Here is an 18477-nt window from a genome sequence, read left to right as displayed (position 1 = left end):
CCCCGGGAATTCAATATCCCTTCTATCATCTATTAGGTGTATCGTATTTTTCACTAATTATTAGGTATTAATACCTTTGTAAGTACTAAAAAATACGTACTCATCTTCATATCTCGTCTATTATAGCACTATTTATGCATTAGGATAAATGTGTAACTTTTCTAAAAATACTAATTTTGACGTGAATAAGATAATCTATACGAAAACAATGTAATTCTTATTCAAACATAGCAATTAAATCTTCTTCTGTAATGTAACTTTCTCGTGGTTTACTGCCACGTGCCTCAGACACAAAGCCATGCGATTCCAACATATCGATTAAACGAGCAGCACGATTATAGCCAATATGGTATTTGCGCTGAATTAAGGACGTAGAAGCTCCTCCCTGCTCATAAACAAATCGACATACATCCTCGAACAGTTCATCTTGCTCAGCGGAAACCTCCGTCTTCTTTAAAAGTTCCTCTTGATCGAATATATAATCAGGCTCTCCTTGCTCACGAACATGCTCAATGATCGCTTCAATTTCATCATCTGTCACAAATGTCCCCTGCAAACGCACCGGAGCAGACATACCATTACCTAAATATAACATATCGCCTCGTCCAAGCAATCTTTCTGCACCTTGCGCATCTAAAATTGTACGTGAGTCGATTTGTGATGATACCGCAAAAGCAATACGTGTAGGAATATTTGATTTAATAAGCCCTGTAATAACGTCAACAGACGGTCTTTGAGTTGCAACAATTAAATGGATACCACAAGCACGTGCCTTTTGAGCAATACGACAAATCGCCTCCTCTACATCTGCAGGAGACATCATCATTAAATCTGCCAATTCATCAATGACAATTAGAATATATGGTAATTTTAAGCTATGTTCATTATTTTTATCCGCAATTGCATTATAACGTGTAATATCACGTGCGCCCGCATGTGCAAATAACTGATAACGACGCTCCATTTCCTCCACTGCCCATTTCAGTGCAGCTGTAGCAGCCTTAACATCGGTGATGACCGGGCTAACTAAATGTGGAATATGATTAAACGGTGCTAATTCTACCATTTTAGGATCGATAAGCATCAGCTTTAATTCATGTGGTGCAGCTTTATATAATAAACTAACCAAAATTGAATTGATACAAACCGATTTACCAGAACCTGTAGCTCCGGCAATTAATCCATGTGGCATTTTTCGTAAATCAATAGTTACAGGCTTCCCTGTTAAATCCAGACCCAATGCTGCTTCTAACGGTGAATCTGACTCGAGGAAAGAAGCACTATTTGTCACTTCTGATAATCGAACAGCGCGAGATACACGGTTCGGTATCTCAATGCCAATTGAGCTCTTCCCAGGAATCGGTGCTTGGATGCGGATGTCTTTCGCTGCCAATGCAAGCTTCAAATCATCTGATAGATTGCGGATTTTGCTAACCTTTGTACCATGACTCACGGTTATTTCAAATTGTGTCACGGCAGGTCCTTGCATAATGGATTCTATTTGAGCTGAGACTTGGAAATAAGACAAAGCTTCGACCAATGTATCTCCCTGTTGCTCCATCCACTCAGTATCTTGTGTTTTTTCCTCAGGTGGCTCTAAAAACTCATCATCTGGCTTTTGATACACATGAACAGGTTTTCGAGGTGTTTCCTGTACTTGAACTTCTACTAATGTTTCATCTAATATGGAAGGTTGCTCCGGATACTCCTCCGTATCAATAAAATTCACCTCAGGAATATCTATATTCTCGGTAGTAAGCTTCTGTTCAGTAGCTGTTTCTACGTCCATTTCAGTAGTTGCTGAAATTTCGTCGAAGCTCTCAACATCAATCACTGTTTTTTCTAATGTCGAAACGTTAGACATTGATGTGACTGGTGCCATTGTAATGACTGAGACACTCTCTGTTGCAGCATTGAATGGAACAGTATTTTGAATAGAAACCTCGTTGTCCTCCGTCGACTCTGTAGCTGTTTTATTGTCCACCTCTAACTCGCTTAACTCTAAATCTATAGATTGTGGAATTTGTTCTTTTTCAGATGGAATAGTATTTTCAATAGAAAATTCGTTTTCCTTCGTCAACTCTGTAGCTGTTTTATTGTCCACCTCTAACTCGCTTATCTCTAAATCTATAGATTGTGGAATTTGTTCTTTTTCAGATGGAGTAGTATTTTCAATAGAAAACTCGTTTTCCTTCGTCAACTGTGGAGTTGTTTTATTGTCCATCTCTAGCTCACTAATCCCCATATCTATAGATTGTGGAATTTGTTCTTTTTCAGATGTCACTAATTGATGTTCTACTCCCGAATTAATAAGCTCAGATGAAGGCTCCTGTTCCTCTTGATTTATTTCAACAATTGTTGATGTCGGCTTCATATTTTTAAATTGCTGTTGGATTCTCCATTTCTCTTTATCAGTTTTTAGCATTAAAACATTAAATGGAATGCCACTTTTTTCTTTCTTTTCTACAGATTGCTCTTCTAAAGACTGTTCCTGCAACACATCTTGCTTATCATCTTCATTCATTGGTGGCTGGACTACTGTAACTTCACCAATGTGGATGGTAGAATTTTCGATTTGTACTTGTTCTACAACTACTTCTTTTACATGGATTTCTGATTGGTCAGATGATAGTTGTTCAATATTCAGCTCATGTTGAACGGCTTCTTTCACTTGATTTTCAAATTCTACAGCAAAAGAAGTTGTTTGCGGTACAGGTAATTCCGTCGTCGTTTTTTCACTATGATCATTTGTTTCGTCTGTTAATTTATCTTCAAAAGTAATCGGTTGCATTGCAGGTACTTCAATTTTTTCAGGGTTTTCAAGCTGTTCATCTTTCCGAACTGCGCTAATAGGCTCTTTTTCTTCTAGTATATTTTCATTAGTCTCATTTGTTGTCGTTTCTTTTAAAGACTTAGAAGCAGTAGGTATTTCTAACTCTTTCTTGTCGTGCTCTTCCTTCCGTTTCTCTAATAATTGCTCAATTGGGCTTGGCTTAGAAAAACCATAGACTGGTGACGGAACATCACTTGGTACAAAACGCTTGCGATTTTCGGGTAAAACACTTTCATCTGCTTTTTCTAATTGATAATTCGTATTTTTAGGTGGCGTCGGTACCTCATTTTGCGCATCTCGAAAAACAAGACTTGCTTTTGAACGGTTCTCCTGTTCAGGCTGACTTCGTGTAATCGTCGTTCTACCAGTTCTCTTCGTCCGATTTGCTAATAGATCTCGAATACCTGAAACCTCAATATCATAAACACTCGAATCTACAATATGATTATTTAAATGCCTCGGTAGCGATAAATCTTCAATTTGTCCGGAGTAAGTATCGTCCATTTGATTGAATGCTTCTTTTGATGGTGGTGATGATGGTGAAGCCGAAAATTCCTCATCCTCTATTAACGGAAAACGAAAAGTTTTTTGCTTTGCTACAGTTGCTTCTTTATATGAAGGCAACTGCTCGGATTGTTCTTCTTCATAGTCATCATAAAACTCTTCATATTCGTAATCATTGTCATCTTTATTTATAAATTTATTCATTTGTTTTTTTAACCAATTCACTTTGTTCACTCATTTCTCTTACACTTCATTTATAGCATTAACTAAATCAATTATGCCTCGGCATAATTGCGTCCGAAGGCTTTGGGCCAACACGATGTGGTCACTAGACTGAGTTCCTCTATTTCTAGCGGGTATTTGGACACCCACTGAAAAGTAGCCTAAACCTGCATTCATCTCACCACCTATAGAGGTAGGAGACCTCTGAAAGAAGTTAAATGTCTATAACAAAAAGCATACCATAAAAATGTAACAGAAACTTGCATTAAGAGGCTCATTCTACATAAAAAAATCGTTATGTTACTAGCATAATAGTAGCATAACGATTTTAAGTACATATAATCAATTTTCACTTAGCAAATTGTAGCTGTCGCTGCGCTTTCGCACAGAAAACATTTGTTGCTGCCGCTCCGCTTTCGCACAGCTAAAGTGCTTCCTATGGCTTTATCTAGTTGGTGCCTCAAACGCACTACCAGTTTTCGCATCTTCAGGTAATACTAAAATTCCTTTTTCAGAAGGTGCATTTGGTATTGCTAATTCGCGTGCTGAACATAACATACCGTATGATTCAACACCACGTAAATTACCTTCTTTAATAAGCATTCCAGAAGGCATCACCGCACCAATTTTAGCTACAACAACCTTTTGACCTGCTTCCACATTTGGCGCACCACATACAATTTGTAATGTTTCTTCACCTACGTTTACAGAACAAATACTTAATTTATCAGCATTTGGATGCTTGTCCTTTGTTCCTACATAGCCAACAACAAATTTTGGAGAAAAATCTACATCAAGGCTGATTACGGCTCCATTTTTTGCAATAGCTGCCTCTAGTTGAGCTACTAATTCTGGAGTAACTTCTACTAGACCTTTTGCATCAGTTTGAATATAGTTGCTGGCATTAAATAAATTAAATGCTTTAATTTCTCCCGTTTGTGCTTCCTTTAATATAGCAATATCACCCGCACGTTCTAACTCCGTCTTCACGATTGATTCTGTTGCTAATTGTACTAGCAATACATCTCCTACATGCTCTTTGTTGTAAAATACATTCATTGTTTCTCTTGCTCCTTTTTAACTCTGTTTTTTGCTAATATAAAGATCGGTTCTAGCTCCCCGTCTTCATAAATAAAAGATAATGACGTAATCGGTACAGTACCGACAGCGAAGAAATGCATCGTCATCTGCGCTAATACATCATACCCTGTTTCATTACGAATATCACCTACTATTAATACATCCTGATGTGGCACAGATAACGTCATGTCACCTTCAATGTTCGTCTGCATCTCTTTCAAAAAGCTTTCATTTAAAATACGACTTGCATCGTAGCCATCATTAGCATTAACAAAATAGAAAATATTCCCTGCAACTTCATCTTTTTTATAAACTGTTGGCAGTTGCTTTGCGGAAAATCGTGCCATTTCACGAATTTGCTCTACTGTTAATTGTAGTACCTCTAACATGGATTCATCAATAAAACGATAGGTTTTTCCTAAATCAAGCGCATAAAAAATACGTGTTTCTGCCGTATGTTCAGTAGTAATGAATGCATGCCCCTCCTTCGAGGCTTTAGGGTAGGATGTTGCGCGAATAACTGGATAAATTTTTGTAATATCTTGGAATCCCTGTTCCATTTCTTGTTCCATAGCATTAAAGGTTTGCTCGATTGTATAAACAACTTCATCGATTGCAGCCCCTTGCTTGTCATTATATTTTGCTAAAATGCCTGGTAGAGATAGCTCCATTCCTTTACCAATTTTTTTATGGTTTAGGCGTAATTTATCGTGCTTTTTATCAAATTCAAAATCAAACTTTTCCTCATTCAATTGTTGTTTTAATAGGGTCACAAGTTGTTCTGATTTAATTTGTTTCACCTAGCTCATACCCTTTCTTCTAAATTAATTTATATTTTTGGTGTAATTACCGCTGACGCGCAGAAATAAATTGTCGCAGAATGTGACGTTTACTCCAGCAAATCTGGGTATCCTTCACCCTTATTTAGTCCATCAACTATAGATAGGAGTCTATTGTAACTTAATATAATCAATTATGCCTTGGCATAATTGCGTCCGGAATCGGCTTTGGGCCAACAAATGTTTTTTGCGCTACAGAAAATAATTGCTGAAAGAAGTTAAATGAAGAGAAAACGGCTCACATGTTTGTAAACCGTTCTGTTCAAAACTATCCAATTATTTAATCTTAACCGAATGAACGATTTTCGTCATCTCATGTAAATTATCATATATTTTTCTATTTTTAAAAAATTATTTTAAAGTTGCAACTTCACTATTCCATTATCACTAATCAACAGAAACTAGTCATGTGCTAATGTGAATAAATATTGGCCAATAAGAAGCGAAACTATATGCTCGAACATCATCTGACGACTTACTAACCCTTGAGTAAAAACACCTACAGCTCCCGCACCTTGTCGGATATCTCGGCGTTGTGTAAAGTGCTCCATTACAGGCCCAAGTTCCTTCCCAGCTCTTATTTCCTGGGCAATTTCTTCTGGTAATATAATTTGTGCGCCAGCAGCTGTATAAGTTGTGCCATTTGAAACTGTAAGTGCTCCCCAGTTACAAACGTACATAACACCATCTATTTCAGTCACTCCACCCTCCAATCCAAACGATAATTGAGCACCCGTCTCTTTGATTGCGTTTTTCGAACGGTTTATTGCTCCCAATCGTGTTTCTTCATGAGTCATCGGTTGATCAGATACTTGCGAAGCTGCCTTGACGTAGGTGAAATTTGGTTTATCAAAATATTTTCTAGCTATAACTTCAACTGCCTCTGTTTTTGCTTTGTTTGTTGTTCCAATAGTTATGTTCATTTTCTAATCCCTCTTTCTTCGCATAGAAAAAGATGCCCCTAAAGGCATCTTTTAACTTCTTCCAGCGGAATCACATTATACATTAGCGCGAATCGTTGCTAATGTCGAACGATCTGCTTTTTTCACTAGTTCCACAATTAAAGCTTTTGCAGCTGCATAGTCATCAATATGAATAATTGAAGCAGATGTATGAATATAGCGTGAGCAAACACCAATTACTGCACTAGGAACGCCGTCATTTGCCGTGTGTACACGTCCTGCATCCGTACCACCTTGTGATACAAAATATTGATAAGGGATATTATTCGTTTCCGCAGTATCTAAGATGAATTCACGCATGCCTCTATGTGTAACCATCGTACGGTCAAGAATACGTAATAATGTCCCTTTTCCAAGCTGACCAAATTGATTTTTTTCTCCTGACATATCATTTGCAGGTGAAGCATCTAGAGCAAAGAATAAATCTGGTTTAATCATATTTGCGGACACTTGAGCACCTCGCAGACCAACTTCTTCCATTACATTGGCACCTGCATATAAATGCGAGGCTAACTTTTCACCTTTTACTTCTTTCATCAATTCAATTGCCAATCCACAGCCATAGCGGTTATCCCAAGCTTTGGCCATAATTTTTTTCGGATTTGCCATTGGTGTAAATGGGCAGACAGGGATAATTGATTGACCTGGACGAACGCCAAGTGCAATAGCATCTTCTTTATTGTCTGCGCCAACATCTATAAGCATATTTTTAATATCCATCGGTTTAGAACGTTCAGCATCTGTTAATAAATGTGGTGGTATTGATGAAATCACGCCAGGAATCGCACCATTTTTAGTAAACACTTCAACTCGTTGCGCTAGCATTACCTGATTCCACCAGCCACCTAATGTTTGAAAGCGGATCATCCCATTATCAGTAATAGAAGTAACCATGAATGCCACTTCATCCATATGACCAGCAACTAACACTTTTGGTGCATCAGCAATTTCACTATGCTTCACACCGAAAATACCCCCTAAATTATCCTGAACGATCTCATCCGAGTACTTTTCCAACTCAGAACGCATGAACGCACGTACCGCATGTTCATTTCCCGGCGCGCCTGGTAATTCTGTTAGTGTTTTAAATAATTGTAATGTTTCCTCATTCATGATGACTCTCTCTCCCCACGAAGTAGAATATTCTTCCTTTGCCATTGTAACATATTTATCTATATTCAGCAGAAAACTCCCATTTTTCAATGAGCCGCAAGATAAAATGAAAGTGTAGTTTCTCTTCGAAGTTTATCCAAAATTTGCTCAGTGCAAAAGCGAAGCCTCCGTGCAATTTCCAAATCCGAAATATTGATACATTTCCTAAAAAGTGCTAAAGTGTGAACGTGCATTCACTCTGTATGCTATGTTAAAATGGAGCTATAGAAAAAGGAGGAAAAAAGCATGAAATTACGTGATTTTTTAATTGGTGTTGCTACTGGCCTAGCTGCCGCAGTCATTGTTAAAGAAGCAAGTGAAAAGGTTTCTCCGTATGTACCTGCAGGACAAGTACTCGAAAACATAAAAAAGGAATTTAAAAAGGATTCACCGATTGACGGTTCTTGGATTTTTATGAAGACAGACAATTTCTCAAACGGCATTATGACTATTCCTGTATATCGTGGAGGTATCTCTCGTATGAACGAGGGCGAAATGCAAACATTTGAATTTGCTGCTGACGCTCGCTCAGGTGTAGTAGTAGAGCTAACAGAAGTGTAACCTTACTCAGCAATACACGAACAAATATTATAGAACCCTACAAAAGAAGCCATCTCAGTTAGTTGAGATGGCTTCTTTGTTTTACTCAGACAATCCTTTATTGTTGAAGTATTTTTTATATTTGCGATAATAATTTAAATTATTTAATGTTAGCTTCACCCAACGTTTCGCATTCATATCTTGATTAAAGTAAAGAGAGTTTGTATATTTTCCTTCACGAATTAATTTTTTCGCTTCTAGCTTAAGCTTTTCATTTGATGCATATTTGAACAGAACACCCTTAGGAATAATCATCCATAAATGCTTGTCCTGAACATAAGTTACTTCCTGTTCAATATTTAACATATGGTCATCAGCTACATATTTCATTAAATTATGACCACTTGCTGTTACATAATAACTAGAGCGACCATTACGTAAGTTAATTTCAAACAACTTATACTGTTTGTCACGCATATCGTATTTCATATCGAAGTTTGCAAAGCCTGTATAACCGATATCCTCTAAGAAGGAACGTACTTGATCCATTAATTCTTTATCGTATGTTGTAACAATGGCTGCATAACTACCGATTCCTTCAGGTGAATGCTCTTCTAAGATTGGGTTTCCTAGACACATTAGCTTCACTTTGCCATCTTTCCCTACATACGCATTTAATACACGCATATACGAATCATCACCTGGAATGAATTCTTGAATAATCATTGTATCCTGATAAGTTGAGCTGTAGATTGCTTTTAAAATAGCTGTTTTTTCAGCTTCATCATTCGCAACGAAAACTTTTTTCTTACCTGGGAATTTACATGCCCAATATTCCACCGAGTTCGATGCCTTTAAAATAATTGGGTAATCAAATGGTGGTGTAAAGTTTTCGTAATTGTCTGCTGTTACAGTCGTCGTACCTGGATATTTAAAATCGTACTTATCACACATTTTATAGAAATTTTCTTTTAATAAAATTTCATCCATAAGTGATTCATCAATGTATGGTACTGTAAAATGTTCCTGCAATGCTGGCTTATTTTTGATAATAAGCTTTGCATAATCATCTCCACAAGCTAACAACAGTAGTTTTTTATCAGAATATTTTTTTGCGACCTTTGCAAGTGCAGGTGCAAATACATCCTGTTCATTTAAGCGATCAATCTCTTCGAAATTTATGATATGACTATCTTGCGTTGCCGTTAAATGTGAACGTCCTAATACTAGTGGTTTAATGCCATATGCTTCATAAAATGCACGTGCCATACCATATGCATTCATATCTGATCCTAATAATACTGGTAAAAATGGTTGCTCAGTTGCCATGTAAATTTCAACTCTCTTTTGTGTTTTAGTATAGTTTTTAGTGTATCATATTTTCCAAGATGTTCACGAGAAAAGTGTCAAAAAAATGGGGTATAGACAATTAAGCATATCTTCATAACGTTAAGTTAATTTCTGTTCCTACTATACAACTACAATAATTTTTATCACATAGCTTACGTTTGCATAAAACAATAAGTGAAGTTCCGTTTTATCACTATAAATTAGAGTGACATACCCGAGATACATACTATGTGAAGCGTTTGATTGGAGTGGAGAATGGGCGACTCCTCGGGGATTAGCGTCACAGATGAGACCCTGGAACGAGCAACGCGAGTGAAGCGGCTCATCGGACGCCCCCAGGAAAGCGCCCAGTCGGAACGGAAATCAAACCCTAGTTTTGCCAAAGAGCAATACTTTATTTAATTACCTTAATTTTATTGACACAATCGTTTTCAACACGATGAAAAAAACGTGCGAACACAAAAGGTTCACACGTTCTATTAATTAGAATGTAATAACAGCTTGTCTACTACGTTCTAGCTTATCTACAATTTCTTTACCTGTTTCATCCCATTTAATCATGCGGTAATACGCATCATGGTAGAAAATAAAGCCGTAGCCATTCGCAAGTGCTTCTTTCATTATACGTTCCTTCGCATAGACACTCGTCATTGGATAATCGTCATACGCTAAAACCCATAATGGATTTTGGTGTGCATGTGTTGGCATAATATCTGCCATATGCAATAATACCTCGCCATTTTGAGTTAATTTTATAATGGCATGTCCATCACTATGACCACCCGTATGGATCATTTCAATACCCGGAACTACCTCTAACGTACCTTCATACGTTTCTACTAAGTGCTGAACTGGCTCCCAGTTTTCTTTCCAATACGTATTTTTCGAGCGAATATTCGGCTCACGCATTTCTTCCCATTCGATTTTCGTTACGAAGATTTTGGCGTTTGGGAATGTTGGTACAAGTACATCATTTTCCCATTGCGTTAAACCTCCAGCATGGTCAAAATGTAAATGTGTCATTAATACTGCATCAATATCAGCTGTTGTTAATCCTAGCTCCTGTAAGCTAGCCGCTAATGTTGATTCCTCAGTGACCCCAAAGTTTCGTAGCTGTTTTTCATTTAATTTGTTAAAGCCAACACCAGTATCAACAAGATAGTTTTTGCCACCATATTGAATTAAAATCGGCTCAGTTGGTAGCTCGATTTGATTTTTTTCGTTGACTGGATATTTGCGTGACCAAAGTGGTTTTGGTACAACTCCAAACATAGCACCGCCATCAAGGCAAGTGACACCCCCGTTTAGCCATGATAATGACATATTGTGAAACTTTAACTGATCCATCCATACTCCCCCTATTTAGTAAAGAATTGCGATTCTAGACGATAAATTGGCTGTTCTTTAGCAGAAAATTTCTCCTCATATTCAGTCATAACATTATCCTCTGGCATATTCGCATGTAGGTCGAGTGATACATACTTTAGTAACATACCATATTCAGACATACTCATTAATGAATACTCAAACAAACCACGGTTGTCCGTTTTAAAATGGATTTCCCCCTCATCCACTAAAATCGACTCATATAATTTCAAAAAATCCCCGTGCATTAAACGTCGCTTAGCATGGCGCGTTTTCGGCCAAGGATCTGAGAAATTCAGATACACACGCTCTACATCATTTTTTCCAAAATATTTATATAAATCTGCGCCATTTACTTTTAATAATCGTAAATTCGCTGGAGATTTAGCCTCTAAAATTTTTTCTAATGCACAAACAATTACACTGTCATAAAGCTCAATGCCAATATAATTTATATCCGGATTTTGTAAGGCCATACCTGTGACAAATTGACCTTTCCCAGTACCTACTTCAATATGTAGCGGGTTGTCATTTCCAAAAACAGCCTGCCAATTACCTTTAAAGTCTTCAGGATTCGGAACAATCACCTCTGGATGACTCGTAATCATTTCCTCCGCCCAAGGCTTATTTCTTAATCTCAATTTTTTTCCTCATTTCTTTCTCATGAAATTATTGATTTTTTATAGTATAACGTATAACCATAAAATTCGCATGAAATTATTGCGAAATGATATTTTAGTGATGGGCCATCTTCAATGCCCGTCTGATATAACCTGCCAAGCATTACGTTGCACTGTACAATGAATCCCCGTTCCCTCTCTAATTTCTCCGATATAATTACCATCCGTATGAGCATCAACGTTATTTGCGTGCACGAAAATGTTAAATTGATTGCCTTGCAAAAAAGTAACCTCTTTAAATTTTGTATGCTTTTCAAAAAAAACCGTGCTAAAAACTAGTAGCAATTTAAGGCGTGAAATACCGTGAACGATTGTTATTTCGACTTGTCCATCATCTGGTTTAGAAGATGGGGAAATTTTCATTCCACCTCCGAAATAAGGTTGATTGCTCATCGCAACAAACCACGCCTGCTTAAATTGCCATTCTTGATTGTTTGTACGAATAGTTACATCAAAACATCTAAAGCTAAATAACCCTCTTACAACGGCGGCAGCATAGGATAGCTTGCCGAGCCCGATTTTATTGAGGTAAAGCTTCAAACGGGATTTATTAATTCTTTTTGTGACAAATGCATCGAAGCCCACACCAGCATTATTAACAAATATTTCGTGCAGTTGATCTCCAAATTGAACGGTACCAACATCCATTTGGAGGTTAGCCATTTCTTTTTGTATATAGCTTTCAATTTGAAAAGCATTTTGAAATGTAGTAAAGTATCGTGCGAAATCATTTCCGGAACCAGCACGGACTACACCAATAACTATAAATTTATTATGTACAACGCCACTAACAATCTCATGTATTGTGCCGTCACCGCCAACAATAACAATTAATTTTTTGGTTTGAGCATCTTGCGCCCAATTTTTTGCAAGTTCCTGTCCATGCCCCTCATATTCTGTAAAAGCGACTTCATAGTTCATTGTTAATTGTTGTTGAAGGTGATGCCAAACTTTCTTACCTTTGCCGTGCCCTGCTGCTTCATTCACAATAAATAATACTTGCATTCACTAATCCCCGGCTGGTTGAGAAGATTGCTTCCAAATATCTCGATTAAAAGATGTTGTTTGTACGTTGTTTAAAATCGTTTGAGAAGCACGAATTTGCATATGTTTCATAGGAGAGGATACTTTCTTTAAATGCTCCATCCACTCTCCATAATTTCGACGATCAACAAATTGAATTCCATAAGGTGACCCTGGATAATCGAAATAGCCATTCTGGGATAAAATAACCTTACGAATTGGCATATTTATATCGTCCTGCATAAATAATTGAGTTAATACAGACTCCATACGATTTAAACTTATCATTGGATTAAGGACTTTTGAATCCTTCGTTCCTACTTTTTTGATCCAGAATCGCTCACTGCCTCCAACATAAACTGCTTGATTTTCTGCTTCCAGCACTGTTATACATATACATTCTGTCGGTGACATTAGTACGACATCCAGCTCTATAGGTGCTTTTCTAATTTGTAAAATAGGATAATAAAAAAGTAAATAATTGTCCGGTAATTTTTGCAATAAATTTCGTAGTAATGGATCACGCATAAAACGAGGATCTACATACGACTTTTCACGTAATGTTGAACTTGCCCATTTCATTTGGAAATGGAAAAATTGATCGATAAACATTCGTTTTAATTCATGAATAGATTGTGGTGCGTAGACAATTTTTGGTTCAAATGTTAAAGTCGTTTCTTCTTCAGGTATGCTATCTTCATCACTTACTAGTTCATTCGATATTTCGATCTGTTCAACGTCCTCATTTTCTTCCTTCTGACGACCTGCAAATATCTTTTTGAATAAAGAAAATCTCTCTTTTTCTGCGAAAGAATCATTTTCTGAATCGTCGTCGGTATGTTGCCACTCACTAATTTCTTCTCCTAACTCCCACTGTCGCTTAACACGCTCCCATTGACTTTTCTTTAAGCGTACAAATTGAGTTGGATATCTTGCTAAATCAATCTGATAGCGTGAAATATAATCTTGTATTTTCACCAATTGCGCCATGTTAAGGTCACTCCAATCTTACTCGCCCTATATCTAATTTGCTAATCTCCCTACAACTGCTCGGAAGGCAAATCGAAGTATCAATTTTCTCCTTGGCATAATGTAGTTGTAGTTATAGCTGTAGCTTCATTAGCACTATGCTTTCGCTACATAAAAAATTACTAAATAAAGATAAATAGACATTTGCATTCATTACATCGACATTTGCTCTTTAACTTTAAATTCCGATAGCGATCATTCTACAACTCATTCATCCTTTTTATTTTACATGACGTTTCAGGATAAAACATCCATAATTTGCTCTATAGAAAAAGAGAACTACCCAGGTTTAGGTAGTTCTCTTAAAGGATTTATTTATTTCGCATTAATAGAAAGCGGTAATTTCGCTTCGAATGCTTGCTGTAATTTACGAGTCCATTCACCTGGAACTCCAGCACCAATTTTGTTACCATCAACATCGATAACAGGTGTTACTTCAGAAGATACAGATGACACAATTACCTCATCCATTGTTAATACATCAGCCTTCGTCATTGGTTCTTCAATAACTGTTAAATTAATTTCCTCAGCACATTTTAAAATAACTTGGCGTGTAATACCGTTTAAAATGAAGTTATTTGCAGGGTGTGTATAAAGCTTACCATCTTTAATGCCGTAAACATTTGCTGATGAACATTCTGTTACGATGTCACCACGATGTAAAATAGCTTCATAGCAACCTTTTTCAGATGCTTCCTGTTTCGCCAGTACAGCACCTAATAAATTTAATGATTTAATATCACAACGTAACCAGCGGATATCCTCGACAAAGGTAGCCTTAACACCTTTTTCAAAGTTTTCATACGAACGCTCGCCAACTTTAACATTCCCTGTTAATACAGCTGGAACACTTGTATCCGGGAAAATATGATTACGAGAAGTTGTACCACGTGTAATTTGGAAGTAAATATGACCCGTTTCCAAATTATTTTTTTCGATAAGATCATGTAATAATTTGTGTAATACGTCTTTAGTATACGGAATGACAAGACGAATTTTATCGGCACTCGCATAGAAACGATCAATGTGTTCTTGTGCTGTGAACATGTTTCCGTTATAAACTTTAATTACTTCATAAATACCGTCACCAAATTGGTAACCTCTGTCTTCTGGAGATACTGAAATTGATCCTTCTTCAACGATTTGATCATTCCATAATGAATATGCCATGCTTCGTTCATCCTTTTCATCTTTAATTTATTTGTTTCCTGCAAGTTCAACAATTGCTTCAGCATAAATAGCTGTTGCTTTTATAAGATTTTCAATGACGACAAACTCATCCGCACGATGCGCTACGTCAGGTTCACCTGGGAACAGCATGCCAAATGCTACACCTTTTTTCATGACACGCGCATACGTACCACCACCAGTAGACAGTAGAGGTGTTTCATAGTCTCCGGTTTGACGTCTATAAATATCTGCTAAAGTCTGGATAAATGCATCGTCCTCGCTTACATAATGAGGTTTAGAGTCATCTTGAATATCCAATGAAAATCCTTTTGCCACAGTTAAGCGTTGTGCTTCCGTGATTTTTTCATCAAACGGATATGAGACAGAATAGCGCATACTAATGACCATGCTGCCACCTTTAGCCACATCGTAGGTCACAATACCTGGATTTAATGTAGTTTTACCAGACATTTCATCCTCGAATTGTAAATCAAGCTTGTTACCATAATGATCTTGATAAAAAACATCTGCGGTAAAGTCGACAAATTGTTTACTTGCCTCTGTCGTCAACTCTTGTTGTAAAAATGCTGCAAGATAAACAGCTGCATTGACACCTTTTTCCGGCTCCATTGCATGGGCTGCCTTACCTTTGATAGTTATTATATAGCGAGAACCCTCGATTAATAAAGACCCTTCTAGCTGATTTTTACTTAAAAATGCGTGAAAATTCTGTTCGAATTGTGAGGAAACGAACTGCACCGTTGCTTTTGCAAAATCCGGTACCATATTTGGTCGCTTTCCAGCATTAAATAGTAATAGCTGTTCTTTCGAAGCATCACCTGTTTTATTTTGAGAGAACACTAGCTCGGCAATGCCTTTTTCAGCATTGATGAGCGGGAAATCCGCATCTGGTGCAAATCCAATCGTCGGCATTTCCTCATGTTTAAAATAGTGGTCGACACAGCGGAAGCCAGTTTCTTCATCCGTACCAATTATCATACGTACTCTTTTATTAAGCTCAACGCCTGCATCTTTAACAAGTTTCATTGCCATCCATGCCGCAATTGTTGGTCCTTTATCATCTATTGCGCCACGAGCAAATAGCTTACCATCTGCTACAGTGCCGCTAAAGGGTGGGTATGTCCAATCTGTTTCATCACCAACTGGTACCACGTCAACATGACATAAAATACCTAATAAATCGTCACCTTCACCCATCTGTAGGTGACCTGCATAATTATCAATATTTTTAGTTTGCAAACCTTCAGCTTGGCCCTTTGCTAATAACCATTCCAGAGCCTTTAATGGACCATCACCAAAAGGTACTTCAGTAGTGATCGTATTCTCATCAAGAACACTATTAATTTGCACAAGCTCCTGTAACTCTTGTATCAATTCATCTTGTCTTTCCTTTGCAGCTTGTAACCAATCCATATGATGGACCTCCTCTAAAGTAATAACATTATTCTACTCTTAACAACATAAATTACAATCATCTTTCTGACAACTTTTCAAAATCTTACTTCGAACACTACCACATATAGCACGTTTTTCACTTATTCCCACAAAATACAGTTTAAATTTTATGTCTTAATTGTAAATTTCCCTTGCATTCACTAGAAAATCGACTAGCTTTTCTATATAATGAAATTATCAGAATGATTTTTCTGAATATAAAATTAGAAAAGGGGATGTCTAAGGCAGCTACTTATTAGCCTAAGTGCACTCCGCACATATTGTCGTCCGCTAGTCTTTGCCAAGAGAATTAAGATGAAGGAGTGGTTCATTTATGAAACCAACTACTGATCGAATGCTTAATCGTATTAAAGATGTGTACATGTTTATTTTAGACAAAGGAACCGTGTCTACACAGGATTTAGTCGAAGAGTTTAGTATCACTCCTCGCACCGTTCAAAGAGATTTGAACGTGTTAGCCTTTAACGATTTGGTGATGAGTCCAAGTCGAGGCAAATGGACAACGACGAAGAAAAAAGTAAAAATGACGTCTTAGTTTTTACGTGTAACACGTAAAGCATCTTGTATGGAAAAAGAATGACCTTTCGTCGTGGTCATTCTTTTTTTGTTTTCTACTATTTTTTGATTCCCCACAATTTCTCAAGCTTCCAAGCAAATACCTCTCAAAAGTTTGCGATTACTTTTAGTGAAATTTCCACTAATCATGAAATTCATTATTTACGGTATTCATCATCAACAGTTGAGGATAACATTATTTTAAAAGTATGCCATGTATATAAATTGATTGGAGCCCTTTATTTGCTAACAATTCATGTATTTTTGTAACATTCGTTTTCTCAGCGTTATCTTCAAATGTTTTTTGACTATTTACAATTGATTAACAATCCGTTAAAATCGAAACATTCTACATTTTGAGAGGAGGATTCTATGAAACTTCCCAAACTGTTTCATCCGCTAGTTTGGATTATTTTAGGGGGAACCATTTTCACACGTATTGCAAGTTTTATGGCAATGCCCTTTTTAGCAATTTACTTACATAATGAAATTGAAGCATCCCCTTTACAAATAGGCTTGACGATTGGTATTGCACCGTTAATCTCCACTGTAGGCGGATTCTTTGGCGGTTATTTAACTGACCGATTTGGTAGAAAAAACGTCATTTTGCTTACGATTATTGTTTGGAGCATTGTGTTCTTTGGCTTTGCAACAGCACAAACGATTTGGTTCTTTGTAGCATTGAACGCCCTTAATGGCTTATGTCGCTCCTTCTTTGAACCCTCGACACAGGCATTAATGATTGATTTTACTCCTGCTGATAAACGAAAAAGATTGTTTTCACTTCGTTACACAGCCATTAACATAGCTGCTGTTATCGGTCCTATTATTGGTGTTTATATTTCTCAATTGTCCAGCCCAAGTATTCCATTCATGCTGACAGGAACTATGTATATTATTTATGCTGTATTTTTATTTTTCGTGTTAAATCGCTATGAAATGCAACAACCAAAAGCTTCAACACCAACGAAAATACTGCAAACCTTTACGATACTATTGACGAATCGTGTATTACTAAGCTTTATTTTTGGGGCAATTTTAATAAATATTGGTTACTCTCAATTTGATTCCACATTGCCACAAATCATTGAACTCAAAATTGAAAATGGTGCCAAACTCTATTCTCTACTAATCTCAATAAATGCAGCAGTTGTGTTATTACTACAATTACCGATTAGTATACTTTCAGAACGTTTTTCATCGGCAGCTACTCTATTAGTAGGGATTTTGTTCTTCGTGTTTGGTCTTTTATTATTCGGCTTCTCAAATAACTATCCGTTATATATTATCGCTATGATTATATTCACGATTGGTGAAATTTTCGCCTTTCCGACTATGAATGTCATGATTGATGAAATTGCGCCTGATACACAAAAGGGAACTTATTTAGGAGCAGCTCAATTTAAAAATTTAGGGGGCTTTATTGGACCAATTATTGGCGGGTGGCTGCTAACACATTATATGAACGCAATGTTTGCGGTCATTGCAGTTCTAGTTTTATGCAGTTGTTTATTTTATAGATCAAAGCTTAAGATACACCACAAGGAATAAAGTGGCTCATCATCATAATGTGTGTGGTTGATTTCCGTTCCGACTGGGGGCTTGTTGCTGTCGCTTCGCTTTCGCACAGATAAAACATTTGTTGCTGTCGCTTCGCTTTCGCACAGATAAAACATTTGTTGCTGTCGCTTCGCTTT

The 18477-nt window shown here is 37.0% G+C and carries 15 protein-coding genes; 3 read left to right on the top strand and 12 right to left on the bottom strand.

The genetic code is table 11. The features are described from left to right. Positions 1–217: 217 nt before the first annotated feature. The 5 genes from ACQKOG_RS11095 to ACQKOG_RS11075 all read right to left on the bottom strand — a co-directional run bounded on the left by ACQKOG_RS11095 (position 218) and on the right by ACQKOG_RS11075 (position 7553). Entirely contained in the window at positions 218–3562 is a 3345-nt protein-coding gene (locus ACQKOG_RS11095; RefSeq protein ID WP_402868328.1) for a DNA translocase FtsK, read from the bottom strand. 441 nt (positions 3563–4003) lie between these two features. After that, positions 4004–4618, bottom strand: a complete 615-nt coding sequence (ytpR, locus tag ACQKOG_RS11090; RefSeq protein WP_427446411.1) for a YtpR family tRNA-binding protein — start codon at positions 4616–4618, stop codon at positions 4004–4006. Then, a complete protein-coding gene (locus tag ACQKOG_RS11085; protein ID WP_370075797.1) occupies positions 4615–5439 on the bottom strand; it encodes a DUF1444 domain-containing protein in 825 nt (274 codons plus the stop codon). The genes ytpR and ACQKOG_RS11085 overlap by 4 nt, the downstream gene beginning before the upstream one ends. Positions 5440–5879: 440 nt before the next feature. Further along, a complete protein-coding gene (locus tag ACQKOG_RS11080) occupies positions 5880–6401 on the bottom strand; it encodes a DUF84 family protein (RefSeq protein WP_370075799.1) in 522 nt (173 codons plus the stop codon). Between the two features lie 75 nt (positions 6402–6476). After that, positions 6477–7553 (bottom strand): M42 family metallopeptidase, encoded by a 1077-nt coding sequence (locus ACQKOG_RS11075; protein ID WP_370075801.1) that lies wholly within the window; start codon positions 7551–7553, stop codon positions 6477–6479. Between the two features lie 285 nt (positions 7554–7838). On the opposite strand from ACQKOG_RS11075, the gene ACQKOG_RS11070 reads away from it, so the two are divergent. Next, a complete protein-coding gene (locus ACQKOG_RS11070) occupies positions 7839–8153 on the top strand; it encodes a hypothetical protein (protein WP_323655168.1) in 315 nt (104 codons plus the stop codon). An 81-nt stretch (positions 8154–8234) separates the two neighbouring features. On the opposite strand, the gene ACQKOG_RS11065 is transcribed toward ACQKOG_RS11070, so the two are convergent. From ACQKOG_RS11065 to pepV, 7 genes are all read right to left on the bottom strand, one after another. Beyond that, positions 8235–9461 carry an ATP-grasp domain-containing protein gene (locus tag ACQKOG_RS11065; RefSeq protein ID WP_370075803.1) on the bottom strand — a complete coding sequence of 409 codons (1227 nt, stop codon included), beginning with the start codon at positions 9459–9461 and terminating at the stop codon, positions 8235–8237. Positions 9462–9965: 504 nt separating this feature from the next. After that, the gene (locus tag ACQKOG_RS11060) at positions 9966–10829 is read right to left on the bottom strand and encodes a YtnP family quorum-quenching lactonase (RefSeq protein WP_370075805.1); all 864 of its coding nucleotides are present in this window, start codon (positions 10827–10829) and stop codon (positions 9966–9968) included. 11 nt (positions 10830–10840) lie between these two features. Continuing rightward, entirely contained in the window at positions 10841–11488 is a 648-nt protein-coding gene (trmB, locus tag ACQKOG_RS11055) for a tRNA (guanosine(46)-N7)-methyltransferase TrmB (RefSeq protein WP_427446407.1), read from the bottom strand. A gap of 111 nt (positions 11489–11599) precedes the next feature. Next, positions 11600–12532, bottom strand: coding sequence for a diacylglycerol/lipid kinase family protein (locus ACQKOG_RS11050; RefSeq protein WP_370075809.1), 933 nt, complete (start codon positions 12530–12532; stop codon positions 11600–11602). Positions 12533–12535: 3 nt separating this feature from the next. Beyond that, a complete protein-coding gene (locus ACQKOG_RS11045) occupies positions 12536–13540 on the bottom strand; it encodes a nuclease-related domain-containing protein (RefSeq protein ID WP_370075811.1) in 1005 nt (334 codons plus the stop codon). Positions 13541–13894: 354 nt separating this feature from the next. Then, the gene (dat, locus tag ACQKOG_RS11040; RefSeq protein ID WP_427446405.1) at positions 13895–14749 is read right to left on the bottom strand and encodes a D-amino-acid transaminase; all 855 of its coding nucleotides are present in this window, start codon (positions 14747–14749) and stop codon (positions 13895–13897) included. 27 nt (positions 14750–14776) lie between these two features. Then, positions 14777–16183, bottom strand: a complete 1407-nt coding sequence (gene pepV / locus ACQKOG_RS11035; protein WP_427446403.1) for a dipeptidase PepV — start codon at positions 16181–16183, stop codon at positions 14777–14779. Between the two features lie 355 nt (positions 16184–16538). Between pepV and ACQKOG_RS11030 the strand changes: the two genes are divergently transcribed. After that, positions 16539–16760: a DeoR family transcriptional regulator gene (locus ACQKOG_RS11030; protein ID WP_036118795.1), complete on the top strand. Its 222-nt coding sequence runs from the start codon at positions 16539–16541 to the stop codon at positions 16758–16760. 392 nt (positions 16761–17152) lie between these two features. Continuing rightward, the gene (locus tag ACQKOG_RS11025) at positions 17153–18331 is read left to right on the top strand and encodes an MDR family MFS transporter (protein ID WP_370075817.1); all 1179 of its coding nucleotides are present in this window, start codon (positions 17153–17155) and stop codon (positions 18329–18331) included. Positions 18332–18477 lie beyond the last annotated feature (146 nt).

The sequence above is a fragment of the Lysinibacillus sp. NPDC093216 genome (assembly GCF_050280325.1).
Lineage (GTDB): Bacteria > Bacillota > Bacilli > Bacillales_A > Planococcaceae > Lysinibacillus.
Note: the sequence above shows the minus strand (reverse complement) of the source record. Positions and strands in the feature narration are given on the sequence as shown.